At 50.0% G+C, this 21,002-nt stretch carries 20 protein-coding genes; 11 read left to right on the top strand and 9 right to left on the bottom strand.

Translation table 11 applies throughout. The annotated features are described in order from the left end of the window. The first annotated feature begins 22 nt into the window (after positions 1–22). Complete coding sequence (locus NT073_RS23800; protein ID WP_297378669.1) at positions 23–1,903, top strand: cytochrome c peroxidase; 1,881 nt, start codon at positions 23–25, stop codon at positions 1,901–1,903. A 3-nt stretch (positions 1,904–1,906) separates the two neighbouring features. On the opposite strand, the gene NT073_RS23795 is transcribed toward NT073_RS23800, so the two are convergent. Both NT073_RS23795 and NT073_RS23790 read right to left on the bottom strand, forming a co-directional pair. Continuing rightward, the gene (locus NT073_RS23795; RefSeq protein WP_297378667.1) at positions 1,907–2,695 is read right to left on the bottom strand and encodes a queuosine precursor transporter; all 789 of its coding nucleotides are present in this window, start codon (positions 2,693–2,695) and stop codon (positions 1,907–1,909) included. Between the two features lie 75 nt (positions 2,696–2,770). Beyond that, the gene (locus NT073_RS23790; RefSeq protein WP_297378665.1) at positions 2,771–4,180 is read right to left on the bottom strand and encodes a hypothetical protein; all 1,410 of its coding nucleotides are present in this window, start codon (positions 4,178–4,180) and stop codon (positions 2,771–2,773) included. Positions 4,181–4,386: 206 nt separating this feature from the next. Here NT073_RS23790 and rbfA point away from each other — a divergent pair, with 206 nt between their 5' ends. From rbfA to NT073_RS23775, 3 genes are all read left to right on the top strand, one after another. Then, the gene (gene rbfA, locus NT073_RS23785; RefSeq protein WP_012925600.1) at positions 4,387–4,767 is read left to right on the top strand and encodes a 30S ribosome-binding factor RbfA; all 381 of its coding nucleotides are present in this window, start codon (positions 4,387–4,389) and stop codon (positions 4,765–4,767) included. A gap of 84 nt (positions 4,768–4,851) precedes the next feature. After that, positions 4,852–6,060 carry an ABC transporter permease gene (locus NT073_RS23780; protein ID WP_297378662.1) on the top strand — a complete coding sequence of 403 codons (1,209 nt, stop codon included), beginning with the start codon at positions 4,852–4,854 and terminating at the stop codon, positions 6,058–6,060. A 203-nt stretch (positions 6,061–6,263) separates the two neighbouring features. Further along, positions 6,264–7,157 carry a sugar phosphate isomerase/epimerase family protein gene (locus NT073_RS23775; protein WP_297378660.1) on the top strand — a complete coding sequence of 298 codons (894 nt, stop codon included), beginning with the start codon at positions 6,264–6,266 and terminating at the stop codon, positions 7,155–7,157. Positions 7,158–7,210: 53 nt separating this feature from the next. Here the strand turns inward: NT073_RS23775 and NT073_RS23770 are convergent, their stop codons facing one another. The 5 genes from NT073_RS23770 to NT073_RS23750 form a co-directional block, all read right to left on the bottom strand. Then, complete coding sequence (locus NT073_RS23770) at positions 7,211–8,323, bottom strand: galactokinase family protein (protein ID WP_297378657.1); 1,113 nt, start codon at positions 8,321–8,323, stop codon at positions 7,211–7,213. Positions 8,324–8,336: 13 nt separating this feature from the next. Further along, positions 8,337–8,519: a YgiT-type zinc finger protein gene (locus tag NT073_RS23765; RefSeq protein ID WP_297378655.1), complete on the bottom strand. Its 183-nt coding sequence runs from the start codon at positions 8,517–8,519 to the stop codon at positions 8,337–8,339. Between the two features lie 20 nt (positions 8,520–8,539). Next, positions 8,540–9,760, bottom strand: a complete 1,221-nt coding sequence (locus NT073_RS23760; RefSeq protein WP_297378653.1) for a sugar MFS transporter — start codon at positions 9,758–9,760, stop codon at positions 8,540–8,542. Between the two features lie 174 nt (positions 9,761–9,934). Continuing rightward, complete coding sequence (locus NT073_RS23755; RefSeq protein ID WP_297378651.1) at positions 9,935–11,311, bottom strand: Gfo/Idh/MocA family oxidoreductase; 1,377 nt, start codon at positions 11,309–11,311, stop codon at positions 9,935–9,937. A gap of 109 nt (positions 11,312–11,420) precedes the next feature. Further along, on the bottom strand, positions 11,421–12,506 hold the full coding sequence (locus NT073_RS23750; RefSeq protein WP_297378649.1) for an MBL fold metallo-hydrolase: 1,086 nt from the start codon (positions 12,504–12,506) through the stop codon (positions 11,421–11,423). A 297-nt stretch (positions 12,507–12,803) separates the two neighbouring features. Between NT073_RS23750 and NT073_RS23745 the strand changes: the two genes are divergently transcribed. The 3 genes from NT073_RS23745 to NT073_RS23735 all read left to right on the top strand — a co-directional run bounded on the left by NT073_RS23745 (position 12,804) and on the right by NT073_RS23735 (position 14,765). Then, positions 12,804–13,235, top strand: coding sequence for a 6-carboxytetrahydropterin synthase (locus NT073_RS23745; protein WP_297378647.1), 432 nt, complete (start codon positions 12,804–12,806; stop codon positions 13,233–13,235). Beyond that, positions 13,198–13,971 carry a GTP cyclohydrolase I FolE gene (gene folE, locus NT073_RS23740; RefSeq protein ID WP_297378645.1) on the top strand — a complete coding sequence of 258 codons (774 nt, stop codon included), beginning with the start codon at positions 13,198–13,200 and terminating at the stop codon, positions 13,969–13,971. The genes NT073_RS23745 and folE overlap by 38 nt, the downstream gene beginning before the upstream one ends. Positions 13,972–14,063: 92 nt before the next feature. Then, positions 14,064–14,765: an SDR family oxidoreductase gene (locus tag NT073_RS23735; RefSeq protein ID WP_297378643.1), complete on the top strand. Its 702-nt coding sequence runs from the start codon at positions 14,064–14,066 to the stop codon at positions 14,763–14,765. 68 nt (positions 14,766–14,833) lie between these two features. Here the strand turns inward: NT073_RS23735 and NT073_RS23730 are convergent, their stop codons facing one another. After that, the gene (locus NT073_RS23730; protein WP_297378641.1) at positions 14,834–16,444 is read right to left on the bottom strand and encodes an aldehyde dehydrogenase (NADP(+)); all 1,611 of its coding nucleotides are present in this window, start codon (positions 16,442–16,444) and stop codon (positions 14,834–14,836) included. Positions 16,445–16,568: 124 nt separating this feature from the next. Next, the gene (locus NT073_RS23725) at positions 16,569–17,495 is read right to left on the bottom strand and encodes a sugar phosphate isomerase/epimerase family protein (protein ID WP_297378639.1); all 927 of its coding nucleotides are present in this window, start codon (positions 17,493–17,495) and stop codon (positions 16,569–16,571) included. A gap of 238 nt (positions 17,496–17,733) precedes the next feature. Here NT073_RS23725 and NT073_RS23720 point away from each other — a divergent pair, with 238 nt between their 5' ends. The 4 genes from NT073_RS23720 to NT073_RS23705 are packed head-to-tail and all read left to right on the top strand — an operon-like array spanning position 17,734 to position 20,882. Next, the gene (locus NT073_RS23720; RefSeq protein ID WP_297378637.1) at positions 17,734–18,681 is read left to right on the top strand and encodes a pyridoxal-phosphate dependent enzyme; all 948 of its coding nucleotides are present in this window, start codon (positions 17,734–17,736) and stop codon (positions 18,679–18,681) included. A gap of 1 nt (position 18,682) precedes the next feature. After that, on the top strand, positions 18,683–19,090 hold the full coding sequence (locus NT073_RS23715; protein ID WP_297378635.1) for a GNAT family N-acetyltransferase: 408 nt from the start codon (positions 18,683–18,685) through the stop codon (positions 19,088–19,090). Positions 19,091–19,146: 56 nt separating this feature from the next. Beyond that, on the top strand, positions 19,147–19,509 hold the full coding sequence (locus tag NT073_RS23710) for a DUF3471 domain-containing protein (protein WP_297378633.1): 363 nt from the start codon (positions 19,147–19,149) through the stop codon (positions 19,507–19,509). A gap of 56 nt (positions 19,510–19,565) precedes the next feature. Then, positions 19,566–20,882, top strand: coding sequence for a sorbosone dehydrogenase family protein (locus NT073_RS23705; protein ID WP_297378632.1), 1,317 nt, complete (start codon positions 19,566–19,568; stop codon positions 20,880–20,882). Positions 20,883–21,002 lie beyond the last annotated feature (120 nt).

The raw sequence follows: 21,002 nt of genomic DNA, 5'->3' as shown, positions 1-21,002 counted from the left end.
CTGCATACTACGGTCGTTTACTATGTTTAGACTACTGCGTTTGTTCATTGTTGCGGGGATTCTGGTGGCGTTTCTGCCTAAACAGAAGGCGCTCAACAGCGACGTAGCAGCCGTTTATCGTCAGTTTTTGGTTGATAACACCCGGTTTCATCAGCAGATAGAACAATTGACTGCCTATGTGGCAACTAATGCGCCAGACGATTCGCTGAAGGCCGCTTTCAGGCGCAGTCGGTTAGCGTACAAGCGAATCGAGTGGTTGCTGGAGTACTACCAGCCGTTTCTAGCGAGTCACGTCAACGGTCCGCCGGTGGTAGAAGTAGAGGGAAATGAGTTGGGGCAGACACCCATTCTGCCATCGGGGCTGCAAGTTGTAGAAACGTACCTGTTTGCGGATTACAGCCCCACCCGCAAAGCCGAACTCACCCGCGAACTGACCACTCTACTGACTTATTCAACCCGTCTCGAACAAGGTATTCCCGAAGGCAAGCTAAGCGACGCCGATATACTGACCGCCATTCAGCACCAACTCTTCCGGATAATTGCCCTTGGCATTACTGGCTACGATGCCCCGGAAGTGCGAACGGGTTTGGCGGAGGCCGCTGTAAGCCTAGCGACACTACAGAGCGCCTTTCGACCTTACGCCAGTCAACTGCCCAACGCAATGTCGGCTCAGTTAGATGATCAGTGGGAGGAGGCTATTCGGGCGTTGGAAGGGGTTACAGACTTCGACGCGTTTAATAGGGTATCGTTTATCCGGCAACAGCTGTATCCGCTCTGCCGGGCTTTAACGCAAGCACGTCAGAGCCTGCACATTCCTGCCGGGGCGCGTAATCGATTTTTGTCGCCAGCGGTAGCGACACTTTCCGATATCGGGGCATTTCGGCCGGATCACCTGATAAATTTTGGTGATTTTGTCAGCACTCCCCAAAAAGTCGCGCTGGGCCGGCTTTTGTTTTTCGACCCACTGTTATCCGGGAATAATGCTCGTAGTTGCGCATCATGTCACCAGCCAGAGCGGGCCTTTACGGACGGACAAGTTCGAAGCCGTTCGTTCAAGGGTCGAAAGCAGGTGCTCCGGAATGCTCCGACACTGATCAATGCCGGTCTGCAAAATGTCCAGTTTTATGACTCCCGTGCGCTTTACCTCGAAGATCAGGCACATGATGTGTTGAGTAACGCGCATGAGATGCGAACATCACCAGACGAGGTCGTTTCGAAGTTAGCAACAAGTACAGCATACCGGAAAATGTTTGCAGAGGCTTTCCCAAACGGATTAACCGCTCCAGCCGTCCGGAATTCGCTGGCCGCGTACATCCGCAGCCTTACCGGGCTAAACGCCCGCCCGGACCGCTACCTACGGGGCGATTCGGTGGCGTTATCGGAGGAGGAAAAGCGGGGATTTAATCTTTTTATGGGGAAAGCGCGCTGCGCAACCTGCCATTTCTTCCCCATTTTTAACGGCTTTGTGCCACCCCACTACGAAAAAACGGAAAGCGAAATTATAGGCGTTCCCCGTTCCCCTAAAACTCGTAATGCCCGGCTCGATACGGATGTTGGGAGGTTCGCAACGTATCAGAAAGATATCCACCGCTTTGCCTTCAAAACGCCAACCGTCCGCAACGTGGCGCTTACGGCACCGTACATGCATAACGGGGTCTATAAAAGACTGGAACAGGTTGTTGACTTTTACAACCGGGGCGGTGGCCGGGGTATTGGAATACCGCTCGACGGGCAGACGTTGCCCGAAGCGCCCCTTAACCTGACTCCTGCGGAACAAAAAGCCGTTGTCGCTTTTCTGAACGCATTGACCGATACAACGGGCCTTACCCAACGCCCGAATCAGTTGCCGCTGATGGACCAGGAAACAAACCTGAACCGGCGGAAGCCCGGGGGGCGGTACTAAGGCCTACATGAACGAACTCATAGCCGATTCGTTGGCCAGTTCCTCCGCGTGTTCTTTGCCCAGATAGCGGTCAATGAAGTAATGAGCTACATACAGCAAAGGCGTCAGGATAACGGCCGTTGTTGCCTTATATATGTAGTTGATAATGCCCACCGCGAGCACCTGGGTGAGTGACCAGTTTCCGAACACGTAAAATGCAATGCCGAGCACCACAAATGAGTCGACCAGTTGCGAAACGAGCGTTGAGCCGGTAGCTCGGAGCCAAATCTGTCGGCTGCCCGTAATCTTGCGGAGCGAATGGAACACATACACATCTAGAATCTGCCCGATCAGAAAGGCGGTAAGTGAGCCAATAATGATACCGAGTCCCTGACGGAAAATCATTTGAAAGGCGTTGTTTATATTGATGGCATTGCCAGCGTTGTCTTTCGCATTTACATCCAGCCAGAATTGGGCCGGTGGGAGCGATGTAACGGCATAGATGATCAGAAAACTATACGCAACGAAGCCTGCCGTCAGGAATGAAATCCGGCGAACACCCGCTTTTCCGTAGTACTCATTGATAATATCGGAGGTGATGAACACAAAAGGCCAGATGACCGCCCCGGCGGTAAGGTTAAAGTCAAGGATAAAATCACCAAAGAGATGAATCTGGGCGGGGCTGGTACCAAGTAAGGTTTCGGCCGAAAAGATTTTGACACCGATAATTTCGGCAATTAGGGCATTTGTCAGAAATACCGCACTCAAAAAGATATACAGGTTTGTACGCTTATTGGTAAAGGACGCAGCCATAGAGATGTACGAGTTAGGGAAGTACGATTTACGATTTTTTTGGAGCGTCAGCAACCTTACGTTGGAAATGGTACCTTATTTACGCTTGTATACACCGGGCGTAGCCGTTTTTTCGTACTGCAGAAATAGAGCCGGAGCGCGTTGAAATAGCTTTTCCACTACATCTTCCCGGTCAATGATATAGTCGGGCGGATCTTGCCGAAAATGGTCGAATACATTGATAACGGATTCGTAATTGTCCAGATTTTTAAGGTCATACTTCGCCAGATCCCAGTTTAAATAGGGCGTTGCTAACTTATTTTGGCGATAAGCGCTCAGGTCTTCGCCAATAATCAGCACACGTTTGTTTGTAATGTTGTTGGGTAAAGGGGAAGGTTGTACTTGTAAGCTGCTCAAACGACCCAGGTTGGAACCAGGAATCAGCCCCAGTGAGCCCTGATAAAACAGAAGAAGCATAAGCGAAAACGCAATCAGAAATGTGATTTCGGCCAGCCAGCCTTTTCGGATGTTTTCAAAGTAAAAAAAAGCAAAGTAAGCCATTGGCGGTACAAAGCTTAGAAAGACCATCGGTGCCAAAAAAGGCATTAAACCAATGGTCAGAAAGGCAAAAACAGACCAGATTGCCATGATCTGCTGCACCCGTTGCTGGAAATTCACGTAGCGCCCTGACCGGTTGAACAGGCTCAGAAAACCTAATATTCCCAACCCAAGTGGAATAAATAGCGAAGCGATCAGCGATTTGAAGTCAGAGAGTGAGTACTGCCGGACCCGAAATACCGATGACAGCAGGTTTCTATTGAAATCATCGAGGCTATCGCTCAGATAATAGAACAGTACCGTGGCCGCAAAAGGAAATAAAAAGCCGAATAAGGACAGGGAATACTGCCGGAAAGTAGCACCCGTATAGAACAGCAGTGAGAGAATGGCCCACAAAATGAACAGAGCCGAAGGTAGATAAAACAGGGCCGCAATGCCAATGTAAAACCCTACTTCAAACACTTCGTCGGTAGCCCCCCGCCGTTCCATTTGCCGGATCAGTGTACCAAAGGCCAATAGTAGAAAACTCGTTGACATCAATACCGGCGAAAGCGTGAGGCAGTCGAAGGAGAGATGCATGAATAACATATAGATAAGCCCCGGCCAGAACGAGCGGTCCGGGTACACGTCCCGGTTGTTAGTCAGGTAGTTGAAATAAACGATCTGGAATACGGAAACCAGTGTGGCGGCTGCATGAAGTACCAGAGGTGACCGGCCGAAGACGCTGTTGATACCCCAATAGACCAGTGCCGAAAGCGGACTTATGCTATCCCAGATGTCTCGATATAGTAAATTTCCCTGGCTCATTTGCTCTCCAACAAGCATCCAGTTTAGCTCAGGAATCAGCAGCGGAAAGGGGTGTAATAATAAGGGCAGCCGAATGAGCAGTAATAAGCCCAGCAGACTGACATACTGATACGGGAAATACGATTTGAAAAAACTTAGCAAAATGCAGTAAAGCAGTTAATAATTTTCGGAAATACTGGGACCGATCGGCACGAAAAGTAGCTTGCCCTACCGATAGCCAACGGTAAAATTAAAGGCAATTTCGGCAGAACGGAAAAATGGGCGGATATTTGCAGTACAGAGGTCCTGCGGACTGTAAACCATTCAGCACGTTGGACCGTTCAGTTTAGTACCCAAGTACCGATAGTATGGAATCGAAACGACAGCAGAAAGTATCCCGGCAGCTCCAGAAAGATTTGAGTGAAATCTTCCAGCGCGACGTGCCACATTTATTTAACGGGGCCTTTATCACGGTCACCAGCGTGCGTATATCGCCCGATTTGAGCGTTGCGCGGGTATACCTTAGTTTTCTGGCTACCAAAAATAAGCAGTTGTTGCTGGAGACCATTCAGGAGAAAGGTAAAGTGCTTCGACAACACCTGGGCGACCGGGTGCGCCATCAGTTACGCATTGTTCCTGAATTACATTTCTTTCTGGACGATACGGCCGATTACGCCGACAAGATGGATAAACTTTTCTCCGGCCTCGATATTCCTCCCGCCCCGGCGGAAGATGAAGATGATGAGTAGGTAGGAATTGAGTGAAGTCGTGAAGTTGGTAAAAGCCAGCTCATGACTTCTTCACCACTTCACTTACTCCACTAGTTACTATCTATGAATCTCCCCGCCTGGATTGCCCGTCGTTACTTCCTCTCTCGTAAAAAACGCAGTTTTATCAGCTGGCTGTCTATTTTATCAATGCTTGGTGTGGGTGTTGGTACGATGGCGCTGGTGGTGGTACTTTCTGTGTTTAATGGGATGGAGGAGTTAAACAAGCAGATCTTCAGGACGTTTGAGGCTGATATGACCATTGCGCCGAAACAGGGAAAGCGATTTTTAGCAACAACCGCCCTGAAAAAACGACTGCAACAGATACCGGGCGTAAACCTGCTGACGACCGTTGCTCAGGATAATGCACTGGCTCGCTATGGCAATGCGCAGACCGTTGTTCGGCTGAAGGGTGTCGATGATAATTATCTTCAGCGTCAGCAGCTTGACTCAGCTTTGCTGGAAGGAAAATTACTGCTTCGGCGGCAGGGCGTTAACTATGCCATTGTTGCGGATGGCGTTCGTAGTGACCTCAGCGTATCCCCAATTGATATTCTGACACCCCTCGAAATCTTGTACCCACAAAGCGGGCAGTCGTTTAGTGTGCTCAATCCCGATGCGTTTAACCGCGAAGCGTTTACGGTTGCGGGCGTGTTTTTTATTGAGTCGAAGTACGACAACTTTGTACTGGCCCCCATTGCCTCCGCACAAACCTTGTTTGGCTATCAGCCCGACGAAGTGACGAGTCTCGAAATTCAGCTTCGTCCCGGAACCAACGAAGTCGAGGTGAAACAAGCGCTTCAGGATGCGGTTGGTGATAAGCTGATTGTACAAAGTCGGGATGACCTAAATGTTGATCTGTACAGGGCGATACGGGTCGAAAAGTTGTTTACCGCCCTGACGCTCGGATTCATCATTCTTGTCGCATCTATCAATATATTCTTCTCGCTTTCTATGCTGGTCATCGAGAAAAAAGCGGATATCCGAATTTTGTATGCATTGGGTGCTACCCGGCCTATGGTACGCCGGATTTTTCTGACAGAAGGGGCCATCATTGCCTTGACCGGGGCCTTTGCCGGTCTGATACTGGGAGTTGGCATCTGCCTGGCGCAGGAACGTTACGGCTTTATCCGCATGGGTACAGAAAGTTCAATTGTCGATTCCTATCCCGTACGCCTGGACACCGGCGATATTCTGCTGACAGGCGTGTTAGCCATTGTGATGACCATTCTGACTTCCTGGTTTCCGGCTCAGCGAGCCGCTAATGTTCGTTGAGAAAGCATGTGCCCGTTTCACCGTGTGTCCCGGAAAAGTCCTCTTCCGAGCTGTTTTATCATACACATCTTAGGTATCTATAGCCGGTTGGAAGATGAGTGAATTGTCGACTTACACTATGCAGGCCTAAAGACCGGTAAAATAAATTTCGTAGTAGTTAAAGAAAACTGTTTCCTTTAGCAGGTTGTACTTCACTGGCTCGTATGCAACTGGGAACTTCTGCTTCAAGAAGAAATTTTATTAAGTGTACCACTCGTGTATTGGCTGGCCTGACCGCTTTTGATGCACTTGGCCATACGGCGTCCTCTACCGGGTTATCCTTGCCATTAGGCGTTTGTACCTCCTACGATAAGGCCGATTTACTGAAGCAATTAGGATATTCTTTTGTTGAAGAAAGTGTGGGTCGGTTTCTGATACCAGACGAGGGAGACAGTCAATTTGAGAAAAACCGGTTGATGCTGAAAGAGGAAAAGGTGCCTGTTCGATCATACATTTACTTTTTTCCCGGAAAACTGAAGTCGGTAGGGCCGGATATTCACCACGAAGCTATTTTGGAGCGGGCCGATCTGGCGCTTCGACGGGCGAAGGAATTTGGTTCTAAAAATATTGTATTCGGTAGTGGCGGCTCCCGATTTATTCCAGAAGGCTTTGATAGGGATAAAGCTAAAGCCCAGCATATCACCCTGTGTCAAAAAATGGCTCCCATTGCCGAAAAATACGGAGTTACATTGGCCGTAGAGCCGCTCAATCGGGGCGAAACGAATTTTATCAATAGCTTGTCCGAAGGCGTGGATATTATTCAGGCGGTCAATAATCCCTGGTTTCGGTTGCAGTGCGACATTTACCACATGCTCAGGGAAGATGAAAAGCCAGAAGAAATCGTCAAATACGGACAATATATCGTGCATTGTCATCTGGCCGAAAAACAAAGTCGAACGGCTCCGGGCGTGAAAGGGGACGATTTTAAGCCTTATTTCCGCGCCTTGAAACAGATAAAGTACCGGGGAGGCTTGTCACTGGAATGTAACTGGACCGACTTCGACGCTGAGATAACCCGTGGGATAGACGTTGTTAAACAACAACTGGCAGCGGTTTAATCATTAGTTTTTGTTAAGCTATTCATTCGTTGTGATCTAACCAACGCTATTGCCTATTCGCTGGTTATCGTAGTTCCTTCGGCAACGTTGATGACAAATGCTTTACCACCTTCCCGTTCAATGGCTTCGGCCACTTCTTCAGACTTTTGTGGCGCGTAGACAAACATACAGCCGCCACCACCCGAACCATTAATTTTACCGCCCAGGGCACCCGCTGTAAGAGCCGCATCGATCATTCGGTTTATTTTGGGCGTCGAAATGCGTTGCGCATCGCGTAAATTGGCCTGGTGGTCGTTCAACATCTGGCCAAACCGAACGTGATCGAAGGTCTCCCGGGCGTTGTTCGACGCCCGCAACATCGACAGCGCATCCCGCAGAATGTCGCGGTTCGAAAGGTTGCCTTTTAGGAGAATAAACTCATCTTTCGTTAGAAAATCTTTGAACTCTGACACCTCCGTCAGGTCTGAGGTTTCGAGAGTGAATGACGGATTGATGATTTTTAAACGCTGGATGATGTCGAGCATGCCGACCTTTACCCGCTTCAGAATCCCAATCGTATCTTTTGGCTCCTGCGAATCGCCCAGGACAAACGTACCCAGGGGCGGGGTAAGCTTTTCCAGCCGGATTTTAGGCTGCGACTCCAGGTAAATGACGTTACCAACTGCCGTGGAGTAATGGTCCATCATACCGCCGGGCTCGCCAAACTCTAGTACTTCGGCTACATAAGCCAGCTCTGCTATCTGTTCGGCAGGCAACTGCGTTGATTGATCAGATAATTGGGTCAATATATCGAGCCAGGAAACCAGCAGGGCCGACGAGCTTGAAGTACCCGAGTTAATGGGAATATTGCCGTGTACCTCGCCTTCAATTCCTTTCGAAAAGGTGAATCCCTCCCGTAGCAGCACATTTACGGCCGAACGGAAATAGTCCCGGATTTGTGGGTAAGGAACTTCCTGACCGTCGAATGTAATGTTAACGGTGTCATTGATATCCGGCAAATTCAGCCGGAATCCTTGCTGATCTACGCGATGAGCGGCTACCTGAATACGTCGGGATATAGCTGCTGCAATAACAGGCAACCCTAAATAATCCTGATGTTCGCCAAAAAGGCAGATACGGCCGGGAGTGGATACCTTTTTGGGATTTGAATCAACTGATGGAGTCAAAGCGATAATACTTCTAATTGATGTTTTTTCTAACGTACCTCTCGTGCGATGCCTTCCAATTGCTGGGCTGTTTTGTTGTCTCCCCACATTGGTCACAAATCAGAGCCAGGACATGGCGAACAACCACTAAGCCATCGCCGAGATTGGTGCTAAAGGTTGTATGTCCAGGTTCTTTATATCCTCCCACATCGGGCATTTTACTGAAGAATCATTGTTTTACCAGTTTGCCTTCTTATGACCAATCACTGCGTAGTACAGGATATAACCAAATAGGGGCAATAACAGAGCATAGGCCATTTTGGCGCTAACGGTATCGGTCAAATAACCATGCAGCAAGGGTAGTAAAGCACCACCCGATATCCCCATAATCAGCAAAGCCGAACCAATTTTAGTAAACTTGCCCAGGCGGTTCAGCGCCAGCGGCCATATGGCAGGCCACATCGGCGAAATGGCAAAACCCAATAAAGCGACACACAAGATAGACGTGAATCCGTCGGTCAGGATAGCCCCCGTGGTTAAAATCAGGGCCAGAATGGAGCCAACACGCAGTGCCATTTGTTGCGAAATGTATTTGGGAATTGCCACGATGCCAAGTATGTAGCCGGCCAGCAGTCCGTACAGAGTGTAAGTCGTAAAGTATTTGGCTTCGTCATTGCTGAAGCCCATAGCCTTGCCATAGTTGATAATGGTATCGCCGGCAATAACCTCGGCACCCACATAGCAAAAGATGGCTGCCACGCCCAATACCAGATTCGGGAATTGGCCGACGCTGGTCCGCGCGGTTAGTTCAGCCGGGGCGTCGTCCTGTTCTTCTGACACTTCAGGCAAATTCGAATAACGGATTAGAACCGCCAGCACGATGAGTACACCGGTAAGGATCATGTACGGCGTCACTACCTTTTCCAGCGTGGCCGCTCCCGAAACTGCGTTGGCACCTGTGAGCAGCAGTCCACCAAAAATAAATTGGCTGCATATGCCCGCCAGCTTGTTGGCAACGCCCATGAAACTAATCCGCTGGGCGGCACTTTCGCGAGGTCCCAAAATCGTTGCGTATGGGTTCGAAGCTGTTTGCAGTACTGTCAGGCCAATACCGATCAGGAACAAACCCACCAGAAACAGGGGGTATGAAACGGCTTTGGCAGCCGGTACGAAAATAATAGTACCGACGGCCATGATCAGTAGTCCCATCGACATGCCGTTTTTGAAGCCTGTCCGTTTCAACAAGGCGGACGAGGGAATGGCCATCAGCGTGTAGGAAATGAAAAAGGCAAAGGCAACCAGATTAGAGCCGACCGTACTTAAATTGAAGGCCTGCTTGAAAAAAGCAATCAACACGCTGTTGACCCATGTAACGAAGCCAAAAACGAAGAAAAGAGCACCGATGATGAGCAACGGGCCAGTGTAATTTTGAGTTTTAGGCGGAGCGGTAGGCGTCATTGGCGTATGCGTTCGATAAGAGCAGGTGAAAGGAAATAAGATTTTAAAATTTTTTACAAATTAAAGAGAGAATTCGGATTCTCGACAATTATTGGTTGTTAGTTAATGGCATTCGTTTAGTTATTCTCGTAACTATAAGCCATAATTCAATAACCAATAACTAACAACCAACAGCTAATAAAGGTCATTCAAGCCAAAAATAGGCTTGTTCGTTTTCCACTTTCCTTTGGTGAAATCGGGGATGGCTACAGGTTTGCTGCCTCCGGCAATACTTTGTTCGGATAAGGGGCTGATGGCGCTCCACACGGCCGCGTCGTACACGTCGATAGGGACTGGCCCTTTGGCTTTGATGGATTCGATAAAGGCGCGAAGCACAAAGAAGTCAATCCCGCCGTGACCGGCATTTTCGGCGGTTTGGGCGTGACGTTTCCAGAGCGGGTGGTCGTATTTTTCCTGATAGGTTGCAAAGGGTTCCCAACTGTGCGGCTTGGGTGAAACACCTTCCAGATAAATCATGTCGTTGTCGTCCATCCAGATGCCGTTGGTGCCCTGCGCCCGGAAGCCAAGCGAGTACGGGCGGGGCGAGTTTGTATCGTGGATAATCACGATATTTTCCCCATTGGCGCACTGAATAACGGTCGTCACAACATCGCCGAGTTTAAAATTAACCTTAGCGTTGGGGTGGTTTGGGCCACCTTTGTCGACTACATACTTATGCAACCCCCGGCTTTTTGTAGCAGTGCTGGTCAGGTGGGTGAAACGGTTGCCCCGGTTAATGTCTAGCCAGTGAGCTACTGGTCCGAGGCCGTGGGTTGGGTAGAGGTCGCCGTTTCTGTCGACAGAATGCTGAGTGCGCCAGTGCGCTTCGGAATAGCCTTTTTCACCGAACTCGGCCCCAACGCCACCAATGGATTTGCCATCGTTAAACTTTATGTTCCGTAAGTCGTGCTGGTAGCCGCAGTGTGCGTAGGTCATTTCGCCAAACATACCCTTCCGAATCATGTTCAGCACCGCCAGTACATCGCGCCGGTAGCAAACGTTCTCCAGAATCATGCAGGGCGAACCCGTTTTCTCGAATGCGTTGACCAAATCCCAGGATTCCCTCAGCGTCACCGTAGCCGATACTTCTACACCGGCATACTTACCTGCATTCATCGTCGCCACGGCCATGGGAACGTGCCACTCCCAGGGGGTGGCAATCACTACGCCGTCGATGTCGTCGCGCTTAAGCATGTCCTTAAACGCTTCATCACCTTTACTATACGCTACCGGTGCTTTTCGGCCAGCTTTCTCGATCATGGCCGTGGTGCGGCTGATGGCTTCCGGGGCAGGATCGCAGATAGCGATTATTTCAACATCGGCCCGGTACAGCGCTTGTTCAACGTGGCTGCGTCCTCGTGAGCCAACGCCAATAAATGCCAGCCTGACTTTAGGGTCGGCAGGTTTGGCACCCGTTAGAATGGCTGGAAAAACAGAAGTCGTTGCAACCGAAGTTGCTGCGCCTGTAAGAGCAGCAGTGCGAATAAACTGGCGCCGGGTAGGTGTCTGCATAGAGATATGTTACGTAGGAGATGTTTACGAACCAAAGAACGAGGTTTCGTACTAAAAACACACGTCGCGCAAATTTTACCCATCTGCCCAGTCTTGCGCCATCACATCCTTAGTAATTCCACCAAACTGATTTAGGGTAGTTAACACCTACTGACAACGGCTCGCCAATCTGAGGGGTGGTAATGTTCAGTTTTTGTTCGGCGGCCCGCTTGGTAAACCGTTCGACCGACTCTTTCCAGCCGTGAACCGAAAGGGAGAATTTAGCCCAGTGAACGGGCAAAACCGTTTTGGCATGCAGGTCCTGGGCGGCCGTGACTACCTCCTCGGGAAACATGTGAATAGCAGGCCAGTCTTTCCCGTACTGCCCGCATTCGAGGATAGCCAGATCGAACGGGCCGTATTTATCGCCGATTTCTTTGAAGTGCTTGCCGTAGCCCGAATCGCCACCCAGATACAGCGAATAACCATGAAGCTTTAACGCAAATGCGGTCCACAGCGTTTTGCCGCGTGTAAGACTGCGTCCCGAGAAGTGGCGGGCAGGTACTGCGGTCATGTCGATATCGGTGGCAACATGATGACTTTCCCACCAGTCAAATTCAACGATCTGGTCGGGTGAGGCCCCCCAGCGTTCGAGGTGAGCGCCTACGCCAAGAGCCGTATAAAACTTTTTAACTCGGGGGATAAGCTTCTTGATCGTTAAGTAGTCCAGGTGATCGTAATGGTCGTGGGAAAGCACCAGCATGTCGATGTCCGGCATGTCCTCCACTTTGTACACATCGGAACCCGGGAACGCCTTGCCGAAAAACGAAACGGGCGACGCATTTCCGCTAAAAACTGGATCAACCAGGATAGTAACTCCCTTTGATTTTATAAGATAAGACGAGTGGCCAAACCAGACGATGGTGGGAACGGAATCTGAAAGAGCTTTAAGGTCAGTGCGAACAGAGGGTAATGGTTTGGGCGGGATATTGTCTTTCGCTTTATTGAAGAAATCGCTCATCATACCAACGTAAGAGGCATCTTCGCGCATGACTTCGGTCTTTTCCAGATTTTGAAAGGAGCCATTGCGATAATTAGGTGAGCGGTTAATTCGATCCAGGCGGTTGGCGGTCGGGTTGCTGCCAAAGGTGCTTTGCTGCATGAACAGGAAGGTGCTGGCAATCAATCCGGTAATAATGAATAGTGTAAGTATCATTGGCTTTCGTAAGCGTTTCATGGGGTCAAAACGGGTACTAATGCTGTCTGGTTCCGCGTCTGCCGGCTGAGTACATGGGAGGGAACATTACCTGATGAGCGGATGTTATTAATTTAGAGTGACGAAAATTTTGTTTAATATTTATTGGGAAACGTTGAACAAAATAAAAGATTCGTCGGTTTATCAGGTATCAATCGCATACGAAAGAGCGTACTGGCTACCCGCTCGGCTGTCTGCCTGTGTTGTACACAAACTTTGTAACGACAGGTTGATCGAACTTTAACTCGATTCATTTTTATGGATAATTCTCGGGCCAGTGCCCCACGGGTTGCGGTGTTTCGAAAGGAACATTTCAACGCGGCTCATCGCCTGAACAACCCCAATTGGTCGGATGAGAAAAACACGCGGGTTTATGGCAAATGCAACAATCCCAACTACCACGGGCACAACTATGAGTTGATTGTGCAGGTTACCGGCCCTGTTGATGATGAAACGGGCTATGTGATCGACATGAAACTGCTCGGCGATCTGATCAAAGAACACGTTACGGATCGGTTCGACCATAAGAATTTGAACCTCGATACGGAAGAATTTGCCGACCTGAATCCATCGGCCGAAAACATTGCCATCGTTATCTATAACATTTTACGCAATCAGCTAAGCGAGGGCTTAGACCTTAAAATCAGACTGTATGAAACTGAACGGAACTTCGTCGAATACCCCGTCTAATGGTACTCCGTTGACTGGGCAATCCGTAAATGGTAGTCCTGTAAATGGATACGCCCTTGACGGAGATTATGCCGACGAATTAGTGGATGAAATCGGTGATGCGCATGGAGCAACCTCCATTGATACACCGATGCGTCCTGATGCCTTTGTCCTTGACGATGCCTTGAAGATTGACCTCATCGAAGAACATTTTCGGGAGATAATGACCATTATGGGACTTGATCTGACCGACGATAGTCTGAAAGGTTCACCCCGTCGCGTGGCTAAAATGTATGTTAACGAGGTGTTTAGTGGACTAAATCCCGCTAATAAGCCAAAAGCCACCTTATTCGAGAACAAGTTTCGGTACAACGAAATGCTGGTGGAGAAAGACATTACGGTTCAGACCTACTGTGAGCACCATTTTGTGCCCATTCTGGGAAAAGCACATGTCGCCTATATCTCTAGTGGAAAGGTAATTGGCTTATCGAAACTGAATCGAATTGTTGAGTATTTCTGCAAGCGGCCTCAGGTGCAGGAGCGTTTAACGGTGCAGATCGCCGAAGAACTGAAGCGTGTTCTGGAAACAGAAGATGTAGCGGTGATCATTGACGCCAAGCACCTGTGTGTATCTACACGGGGTATTCATGATGTGAACAGCTCCACCATTACATCTTCGTATGGTGGTAAGTTTTCTGAGGAAGCCACCAAGCAGGAACTTCTGCGGTTCGTGACGCAACCCAGTGTGAGCATTTAATTTAAGTAGGAATTCAGGGTAAGCCTTGTAGACGGACTAACGTCTGTTTACTGGGAGCAGTACACGTCAATTACACTTCATCAACAACCATTATGCAGGGTAAAAATATTCTAATTATTGGAGCGAGTTCGGGAATAGGCCATGCGCTGGCGCTGCAACTACAGGATCAGGGAGCTACACTTTTTACCGCCGGTCGAACTCAGCCCGAAGGTATTCAGTCTACGCACATGGTGTGGGACATTACCCAGACCCCCGCTGTCGATGCGCTGAATCAACTTCCCGACACGCTCCATGGTCTGGTATATTGCCCCGGCACCATTAACCTCAAACCGTTCCAACGGCTTACCCTGGATGATTACCGTCGTGATTTCGAACTGAACGTGCTCGGCGCGGTGAGTGCTATTCATGCCAGCTATGCCGTTATCAAAAAGTCGAAATCAGCCAGTATTATTCTCTTCAGCACGGTTGCGGCCAAGTTAGGGATGGGTATGCACTCGTCCGTATCGGTAGCTAAATCGGCTGTTGAGGGGCTTGGTAAATCGCTGGCGGCTGAATTGGCACCGTTCAACGTCCGGGTGAATGTGCTGGCTCCTTCTCTAACCGATACGCCTTTAGCGGGTTTCCTGCTGGGGGATGACACCAAACGGGAGGCTGCCAATAAACGGCATCCGCTCAATCGGTACGGTACGCCTGAGGATATTGCCGGCATGGCCGCCTACCTGCTCACCGATCAGGCAAGCTGGATAACCGGCCAGGTTATCGGTATTGATGGCGGTATGGGAAGTCTGAAATAAAAAGCAAGCTAAAAAAAGCGGTGCCACGGTTTTGAATCGTGGCACCGCTTTTTTTAGCTTGCTTTTTATTATTTCATAATCTTTCCATCCACATTCCGCCAGATGTCCAGCGGATTAGCATTTTGTAAAGCGGGGGGTAACAACTCGTCGGGAAAGCTCTGATACGTTACGGGCCGAACAAATCGAAGAATAGCGGCTGTTCCGACCGACGTCGACCGGCTATCGCTCGTAGCAGGAAATGGCCCACCATGTGTCATGGCTTCCGATACTTCGACACCCGTCGGGTACCCGCCAAATAATACCCGTCCAGCCTTTGCCTGCAGTAAAGAAACCCAGTCGACAGACGAGAATGACAGTTCGGCCGGTGTAGCGTAAATGGTTGCGGTAAGCTGACCTTCTAGTGTTGTCAGGCATTCTTCCAGTTCAGCTTCGGTTTCGCACACCACAACCAATGATGTCGGTCCAAACACCTCTTCGCTTAGTGCTGGGCTGCTCAGGAAGATAGGTGCCGTGGTGCTCAGTATCGTTGGGCGTCCCTGCGTCTGGTTGCTTTCAGCATCGACGTCGGCTTCGGCCAGGACGTGAACGCCCGGAATGATCCTGTTCTGCTGAACACCCTTCTGATACGCCTGACAAATGCCCGCATTCAACATCGTTGCCGGTGCCGAAGTACGGATCTTCTCCGCTAATGTATCCAGGAAATCCTGTGTTTTAGGCGAATCGAGTAAGAAAACCAAGCCTGGATTGGTGCAGAACTGGCCCACACCCAGCGTAACTGAACCCGCCAGACCGGCGGCTACTGTTGCCGCAGAATTTGATCCTGTCTCTTGGCTGATCGCACCCGGTAAAACAACAAACGGATTGACTGCACTCATTTCGGCATAAACGGGAATAGGCTCGGGGCGGCCCTGAGCTACACGCAACAACGCCAGCCCACCAGCTCTTGAGCCCGTAAAACCAACTGCTTTCACGGCCGGATGCGCTACCAGTTGCTGAGCTACCTCAATGTCGGCATGGAGCAGCGAAAAAACGCCATCGGGCATTCCGGATTTCTGAGCGGCTGTTATAATAGCTTGACCTACCAAAGACGATGTGCCTGGATGTGAGGGGTGCGCTTTTACAACAACCGGACAACCGGCGGCCAGGGCCGATGCCGTATCGCCACCAGCTACCGAGAAGGCAAGTGGAAAATTACTGGCGCCAAAAACGACGACTGGTCCCAAGGGCACCAGCATCCGGCGCAAGTCGGGGCGAGGTAGAGGCTGTCTGTCGGGGAGGGCCGGGTTAATACGGGCATCCACCCACGAACCTTCACGAAGTACATTGGCGAATAGTCGTAACTGACCCGTCGTGCGGCCTCGCTCGCCCGAAATCCGACCCGTAGGCAACCCGCTCTCCAGCACGGCCCGCTCAATAAGTTCATCGCCAATGGCTTCTATTTCGGCGGCAATAGCGTCTAAAAAATCGGCCCGTTGCGCCCCACTTAGCTTAGCATAAATCGGAAAAGCTTCGGCCGCTTTGTCGATGGCCAAATTTGCCTGTTCTGCGGATACATTTGCGAAGTCATCGGCAAGATTCTCGTGAAGGGAGGGCGCGAAAGCTTTGAAAAAGTTACCGTCGCCGGTAACGGGCTCATTGCCAATAAAGCTGAGGGTAACAGATTGTTGCGTGGTTGACATACGTTTGAATGAATCGAAACCTGACGTAAGTATAGGTTTTAAGAGAACAACAGGAAGGTTAAAAAAGTGGCCTGAGTACGCATGTTCGTGCATAGACAGGCCATAAAATTGACATTATAGACTTTTAAGCTATTGGACCCACACGCTCCAGCACAGCTTTTGCCTGCCGGATACCAGCGTATTCATCCATCTTATCGCCTTCATATTCGATACCAATAATACCTTTGAACTTGCTGTCTTTCACAATCTTGAGAATCCGGTTGTAGTCGGTTTCAACACAATTGCCATTGGTGTCGAAGTCATAGAACTTAGCCGAAGCGCCTTTGGCAAACGGCATTAGTTCAGCCGTGCCTTTGTAACGGTCATATTCTTCAGCGCAAGTGTGGTTGTCGCCCCGCTTGATACAGAAGTTGCCGAAATCAGGCAACGTACCCACGTTCTTCATCCCGACCTGCTTCATCACACCCGACAGCCACTGGCCATTGGACGAATAGCCGCCGTGATTCTCGACGATGACGTTGATATTCATCGTTTTGGCAAATTCTCCCAGCTTACTCAGGCCATCAACGGCAGCTTTAGCTACTTCTTCGGCGGTACCCTGTCCGGCGGCATTGACCCGAATAGTCTTGCAGCCCAGGTATTTAGCGCATTCGACCCATTTGTGGTGATTTTCGACTGCTTTTGTCCGCTCAGCTGCGTCCGAGGCACCCAGATTGCCTTCGCCATCGATCATGATGAGGTTATTGGTAATGCCGTTGTCCTTGCATCGGGCCAGCAGGTCGTTGAGGTAGGTTTTGTCCTGCGCTTTATCTTTGAAGAACTGGTTTACATACTCAACAATGCTGATATCGAACTCTTTGCGGGCGATGCCGGGGAAGTCTAAATTGGTGATTTTTTTAGCGAACAGTGCTTTATGGAGCGACCACTCGGCCAATGAAATATCGAAGAACATCTTCTTCGCGGGAGCTTCGGCGAAAGCAGTTGGCACTATAGCCATAGCCGCTAATGAGCCAGCAGCTTGTTTCAAAAACGAACGACGGTCGGAGGTCATAACGAAACGGGTTTACGAGACATAGGTTTTGAGTAAGCAGTTGGTTGCTTACCGGACAAAGAAATAAAACAGCGGTAAATTACTCATTTGATTGGCTGATGGGGTAAGAGTTTAGCCCATACGAAATTGTTTTCTTCCGTACTTTGTGTCAAACAGCTTAAAGATTCAGATAGCCTCTGCCTGTTTTTTTGTAGTATAGCTCCATATATGCAAACAGCTTCTAGCTGTTTGAACCTTTATGATCACACTCGAAACCATTCAGGAAGCGCATGACCGCATCCGGCCATTTATTCACCGCACGGCAGTGCTTACCAATCAAACCATTAACGAACGGGCTGGAGCCGAGCTGTTTTTTAAATGTGAGAACTTTCAGAAAATAGGCGCATTCAAAGCACGAGGTGGCCTTAATGCCGTGTTGCAGGTCGCTCAGAATAAAGAGGGGTCTGCCATTACCACACACTCGTCGGGCAACCACGCGCAGGCTGTCGCCTTTGCGGCCCGGCAGGTAGGCGTGCCCGCTTACATAGTAATGCCGCGCACGGCCCCGCAGGTGAAAAAAGAGGCCGTGCTGGGATATGGTGCCAATGTGATCGAATGCGAACCAACGCTGGACGCCCGCGAGGCTGGCGTTCGGGAAGTGATGGCACGAACCGGTGCGGTACTCGTTCACCCTTTCGATGATGATCGAGTTATTGCTGGACAGGCTACCGCTGCCAAAGAGCTTATTGAAGATATCGGAGGTGACCAGCCTTTCGATGTCATTCTGGCGCCTGTGGGTGGGGGAGGGTTGTTGAGTGGTACTGCCCTATCAACGCATTACTTGTCGCCGTCGACTCGCGTGATTGCCGGAGAACCGGAGGGAGCCGCCGATGCGATCCTGTCTTTTAAGAGCGGACAGGTCGAGAGAGCGCCTTACATCAATACCATTGCTGACGGGCTCATGACCAGCCTCAGCGAACGAACGTTAGCCATTATCAGGGCGCACGTCACGGATATTCTGACGGTGTCTGATCCAGAAATAGTTGCGGCCATGCGGCTAATCTGGGAGCGAATGAAAATCATTATCGAGCCTTCCTGCGCGGTTCCGCTGGCTGCTGTGCTGAAACACAAAGACAAGTTCGCTGGGCAAAAAATCGGTATTATTTTAACCGGTGGCAACGTAGACTTAGGAAAACTGCCCTTTTGATATGGTTTATATACAACCCATTTCTGCTGAGGAAACGTACCCTCTCCGCCATTCGGTTCTGTGGCCCGATAAGCCCTTCGACTATGTGAAAGTCGAGAATGATGCCGAAGGCCACCATATTGGCGCGTTTCAGGAAGGCGAGCTGGTGGCCGTTATTTCGTTGTTTGTCAAGGGCCAAGAAAGCCGTTTTCGGAAATTTGCCGCCCGGCCCGATCGCCAGCGGCAGGGTATCGGAACGCGTCTGCTCAATCATGTCATGGATGAAGCCAGACAATTAGGAGCCCAGACAATCTGGTGCGATGCCCGGCTGGATACCGCTGATTTTTATCGTCGTTTTGGTATGGAGGCCGTTAGTGAAGTATTTTATAAAGGGCCAATTCCCTATGCCAGATTTTCGCGTACCTTGTAAGCAATCCGGGAGCTTTGTCTGGCTTCATTAGTCATAACGCTTAACGATAAACCCTTATGAAATACGTATTTAACTTTATCCTGTCCGTTTGTTTATTGGTTATTTCTATATCCGCAAATGCGCAGACGGCCCCGGCCGATACATCGAAACTGAAAGCTTACGTGGGCTCATACACTTTTGCCAGTGGCAGCCCGATCCAGAAATTTACGGTCACGGCTGAGAAGGGTGAGTTGTTTGGTGAAGCGGATACCTACGGCAAAAACAAGTTAGTGAAGCAAGCTAAGGCCAATACCTATCAATCGACCAGTTCCTACGGCTCTATCATCACCTTCGCCTGGGATACCGCTACCAAAGCCGTCACAAGTCTGACGATGTCGGTTCAGGGTACCGAGTTGACAGCTAAAAGAGACAATCCATAACCAAACGATTGCTCAGGGAGTTGAGTAAGAGATAATTCAATCGACTCAACTCAACGATGAAAAGAACGAAAATATTACTGTCAGCCGCTGCGCTGTCGGTTTCCATGCTGGCGTGTAACCAGAAAAAAGAAACCAATCAAACCGGCGAAACGGTAGCTACCGCCGATACCACACTTACGCTGCCAGCTCCTTACGCTACCGAATCAAGCCAGAAGTTCAGCAATGTCGTTGGCTGGCCGGAAGGCAAAACGCCCCAAGCACCGGCGGGTTTTACAGTAACCGAGTATGCCCGTGATTTAGCCAGTCCCCGCTGGATTTACGTCGGGCCAAATGGCGATGTGTTTGTCGCCGAAGCCAACACCGAACGAAAGGGTATTAAGACAAAAGTGGTGAATGCCGTAACGGGGAAGAGTAACTCTGAGCGCACGGAAGCCAGTGCCAATCGGATCACGCTGCTTCGCGATACGAATAAGGATGGCAAGCCGGATGTGAAAGAACCGTTTCTGACGGGCCTGAACCAGCCGTTTGGTATGTTGGTGCTGAATAATCATTTTTATGCAGCCAACACCGATGGGCTGATGATGTATGACTATACCCCCGGCCAGACGAAAATAACCACCCCCGGCAAGAAAATTCTGAGCTTACCTGCCGGTGGTTACAACAACCACTGGACCCGTAATTTGCTGGCGGACCCCGATGGAAAGAAAATATTTGTTTCGGTAGGTTCTGGAAGTAATGTTGCCGAGCACGGCATCGAAAACGAAGTGCGTCGGGCTAATATCCTCGAAATCAATCCCGATGGCAGTGGTGAGCGTGTATATGCTAGTGGCCTGCGGAATCCGGTAGGCATGGGCTGGCAACCTGCCACCAAAACGCTTTACACCGCCGTTAACGAACGCGACGAACTGGGCGACGAACTCGTTCCTGATTACCTAACCAGTGTGAAAGAAGGCGCTTTCTATGGCTGGCCATATGCCTACTTCGGTCAGAACGAAGACCCCCGCCGAAAAGGAGAACGCCCCGATCTGGTAAAAAAAGCCGTTGTCCCGGATGTTCCGCTAGGCGCACACACGGCTTCACTTGGGCTGGCTTTTTATGACAAAACGGCTTTCCCGGAGAAATATCGAAACGGTGCCTTTGTTGGTCAGCATGGTTCCTGGAACCGATCATCGTTTTCAGGATATAAAGTTGTATTTGTGCCGTTTCAGGATGATAAGCCGGGCAAACCCGAGGATTTTCTAACCGGCTTTTTGACCGGCAAGGACAAAGATGCCTACGGCCGACCAGTTGGTGTAGCCGTACTGCCCGATGGCTCCATGCTGGTAGCCGATGATGCTGGTGGCCGCATCTGGCGTGTAACTGCCAATAAATAACGTAAGGGTGAATGGCTCTAGCTAACTGACCGACATTGGTCTGTGACTATGTCGTAGCGTTATCCGGTCTTTGACCGGAGTGCCAAAACTAGTTTAATCTAATACTACAGGTTGTAGCTG

It is taken from the genome of Spirosoma sp. (assembly GCF_026391055.1).
Classification (GTDB): domain Bacteria; phylum Bacteroidota; class Bacteroidia; order Cytophagales; family Spirosomataceae; genus Spirosoma.
This window is presented reverse-complemented; position numbering and strand designations above follow the sequence as displayed.

Bases quoted from the DNA above. Each gene is read 5' to 3' on its own strand.
- NT073_RS23800 (WP_297378669.1), top strand. From the start codon at position 23: ATGTTTAGACTACTGCGTTTGTTCATTGTTGCGGGGATTCTGGTGGCG.
- NT073_RS23795 (WP_297378667.1), bottom strand. From the start codon at position 2,695: ATGGCTGCGTCCTTTACCAATAAGCGTACAAACCTGTATATCTTTTTG.
- rbfA (WP_012925600.1), top strand. From the start codon at position 4,387: ATGGAATCGAAACGACAGCAGAAAGTATCCCGGCAGCTCCAGAAAGAT.
- NT073_RS23780 (WP_297378662.1), top strand. From the start codon at position 4,852: ATGAATCTCCCCGCCTGGATTGCCCGTCGTTACTTCCTCTCTCGTAAA.
- NT073_RS23775 (WP_297378660.1), top strand. From the start codon at position 6,264: ATGCAACTGGGAACTTCTGCTTCAAGAAGAAATTTTATTAAGTGTACC.
- NT073_RS23765 (WP_297378655.1), bottom strand. From the start codon at position 8,519: ATGCCCGATGTGGGAGGATATAAAGAACCTGGACATACAACCTTTAGC.
- NT073_RS23760 (WP_297378653.1), bottom strand. From the start codon at position 9,760: ATGACGCCTACCGCTCCGCCTAAAACTCAAAATTACACTGGCCCGTTG.
- NT073_RS23755 (WP_297378651.1), bottom strand. From the start codon at position 11,311: ATGCAGACACCTACCCGGCGCCAGTTTATTCGCACTGCTGCTCTTACA.
- NT073_RS23750 (WP_297378649.1), bottom strand. From the start codon at position 12,506: ATGATACTTACACTATTCATTATTACCGGATTGATTGCCAGCACCTTC.
- NT073_RS23745 (WP_297378647.1), top strand. From the start codon at position 12,804: ATGGATAATTCTCGGGCCAGTGCCCCACGGGTTGCGGTGTTTCGAAAG.
- folE (WP_297378645.1), top strand. From the start codon at position 13,198: ATGAAACTGAACGGAACTTCGTCGAATACCCCGTCTAATGGTACTCCG.
- NT073_RS23735 (WP_297378643.1), top strand. From the start codon at position 14,064: ATGCAGGGTAAAAATATTCTAATTATTGGAGCGAGTTCGGGAATAGGC.
- NT073_RS23730 (WP_297378641.1), bottom strand. From the start codon at position 16,444: ATGTCAACCACGCAACAATCTGTTACCCTCAGCTTTATTGGCAATGAG.
- NT073_RS23725 (WP_297378639.1), bottom strand. From the start codon at position 17,495: ATGACCTCCGACCGTCGTTCGTTTTTGAAACAAGCTGCTGGCTCATTA.
- NT073_RS23720 (WP_297378637.1), top strand. From the start codon at position 17,734: ATGATCACACTCGAAACCATTCAGGAAGCGCATGACCGCATCCGGCCA.
- NT073_RS23715 (WP_297378635.1), top strand. From the start codon at position 18,683: ATGGTTTATATACAACCCATTTCTGCTGAGGAAACGTACCCTCTCCGC.
- NT073_RS23710 (WP_297378633.1), top strand. From the start codon at position 19,147: ATGAAATACGTATTTAACTTTATCCTGTCCGTTTGTTTATTGGTTATT.
- NT073_RS23705 (WP_297378632.1), top strand. From the start codon at position 19,566: ATGAAAAGAACGAAAATATTACTGTCAGCCGCTGCGCTGTCGGTTTCC.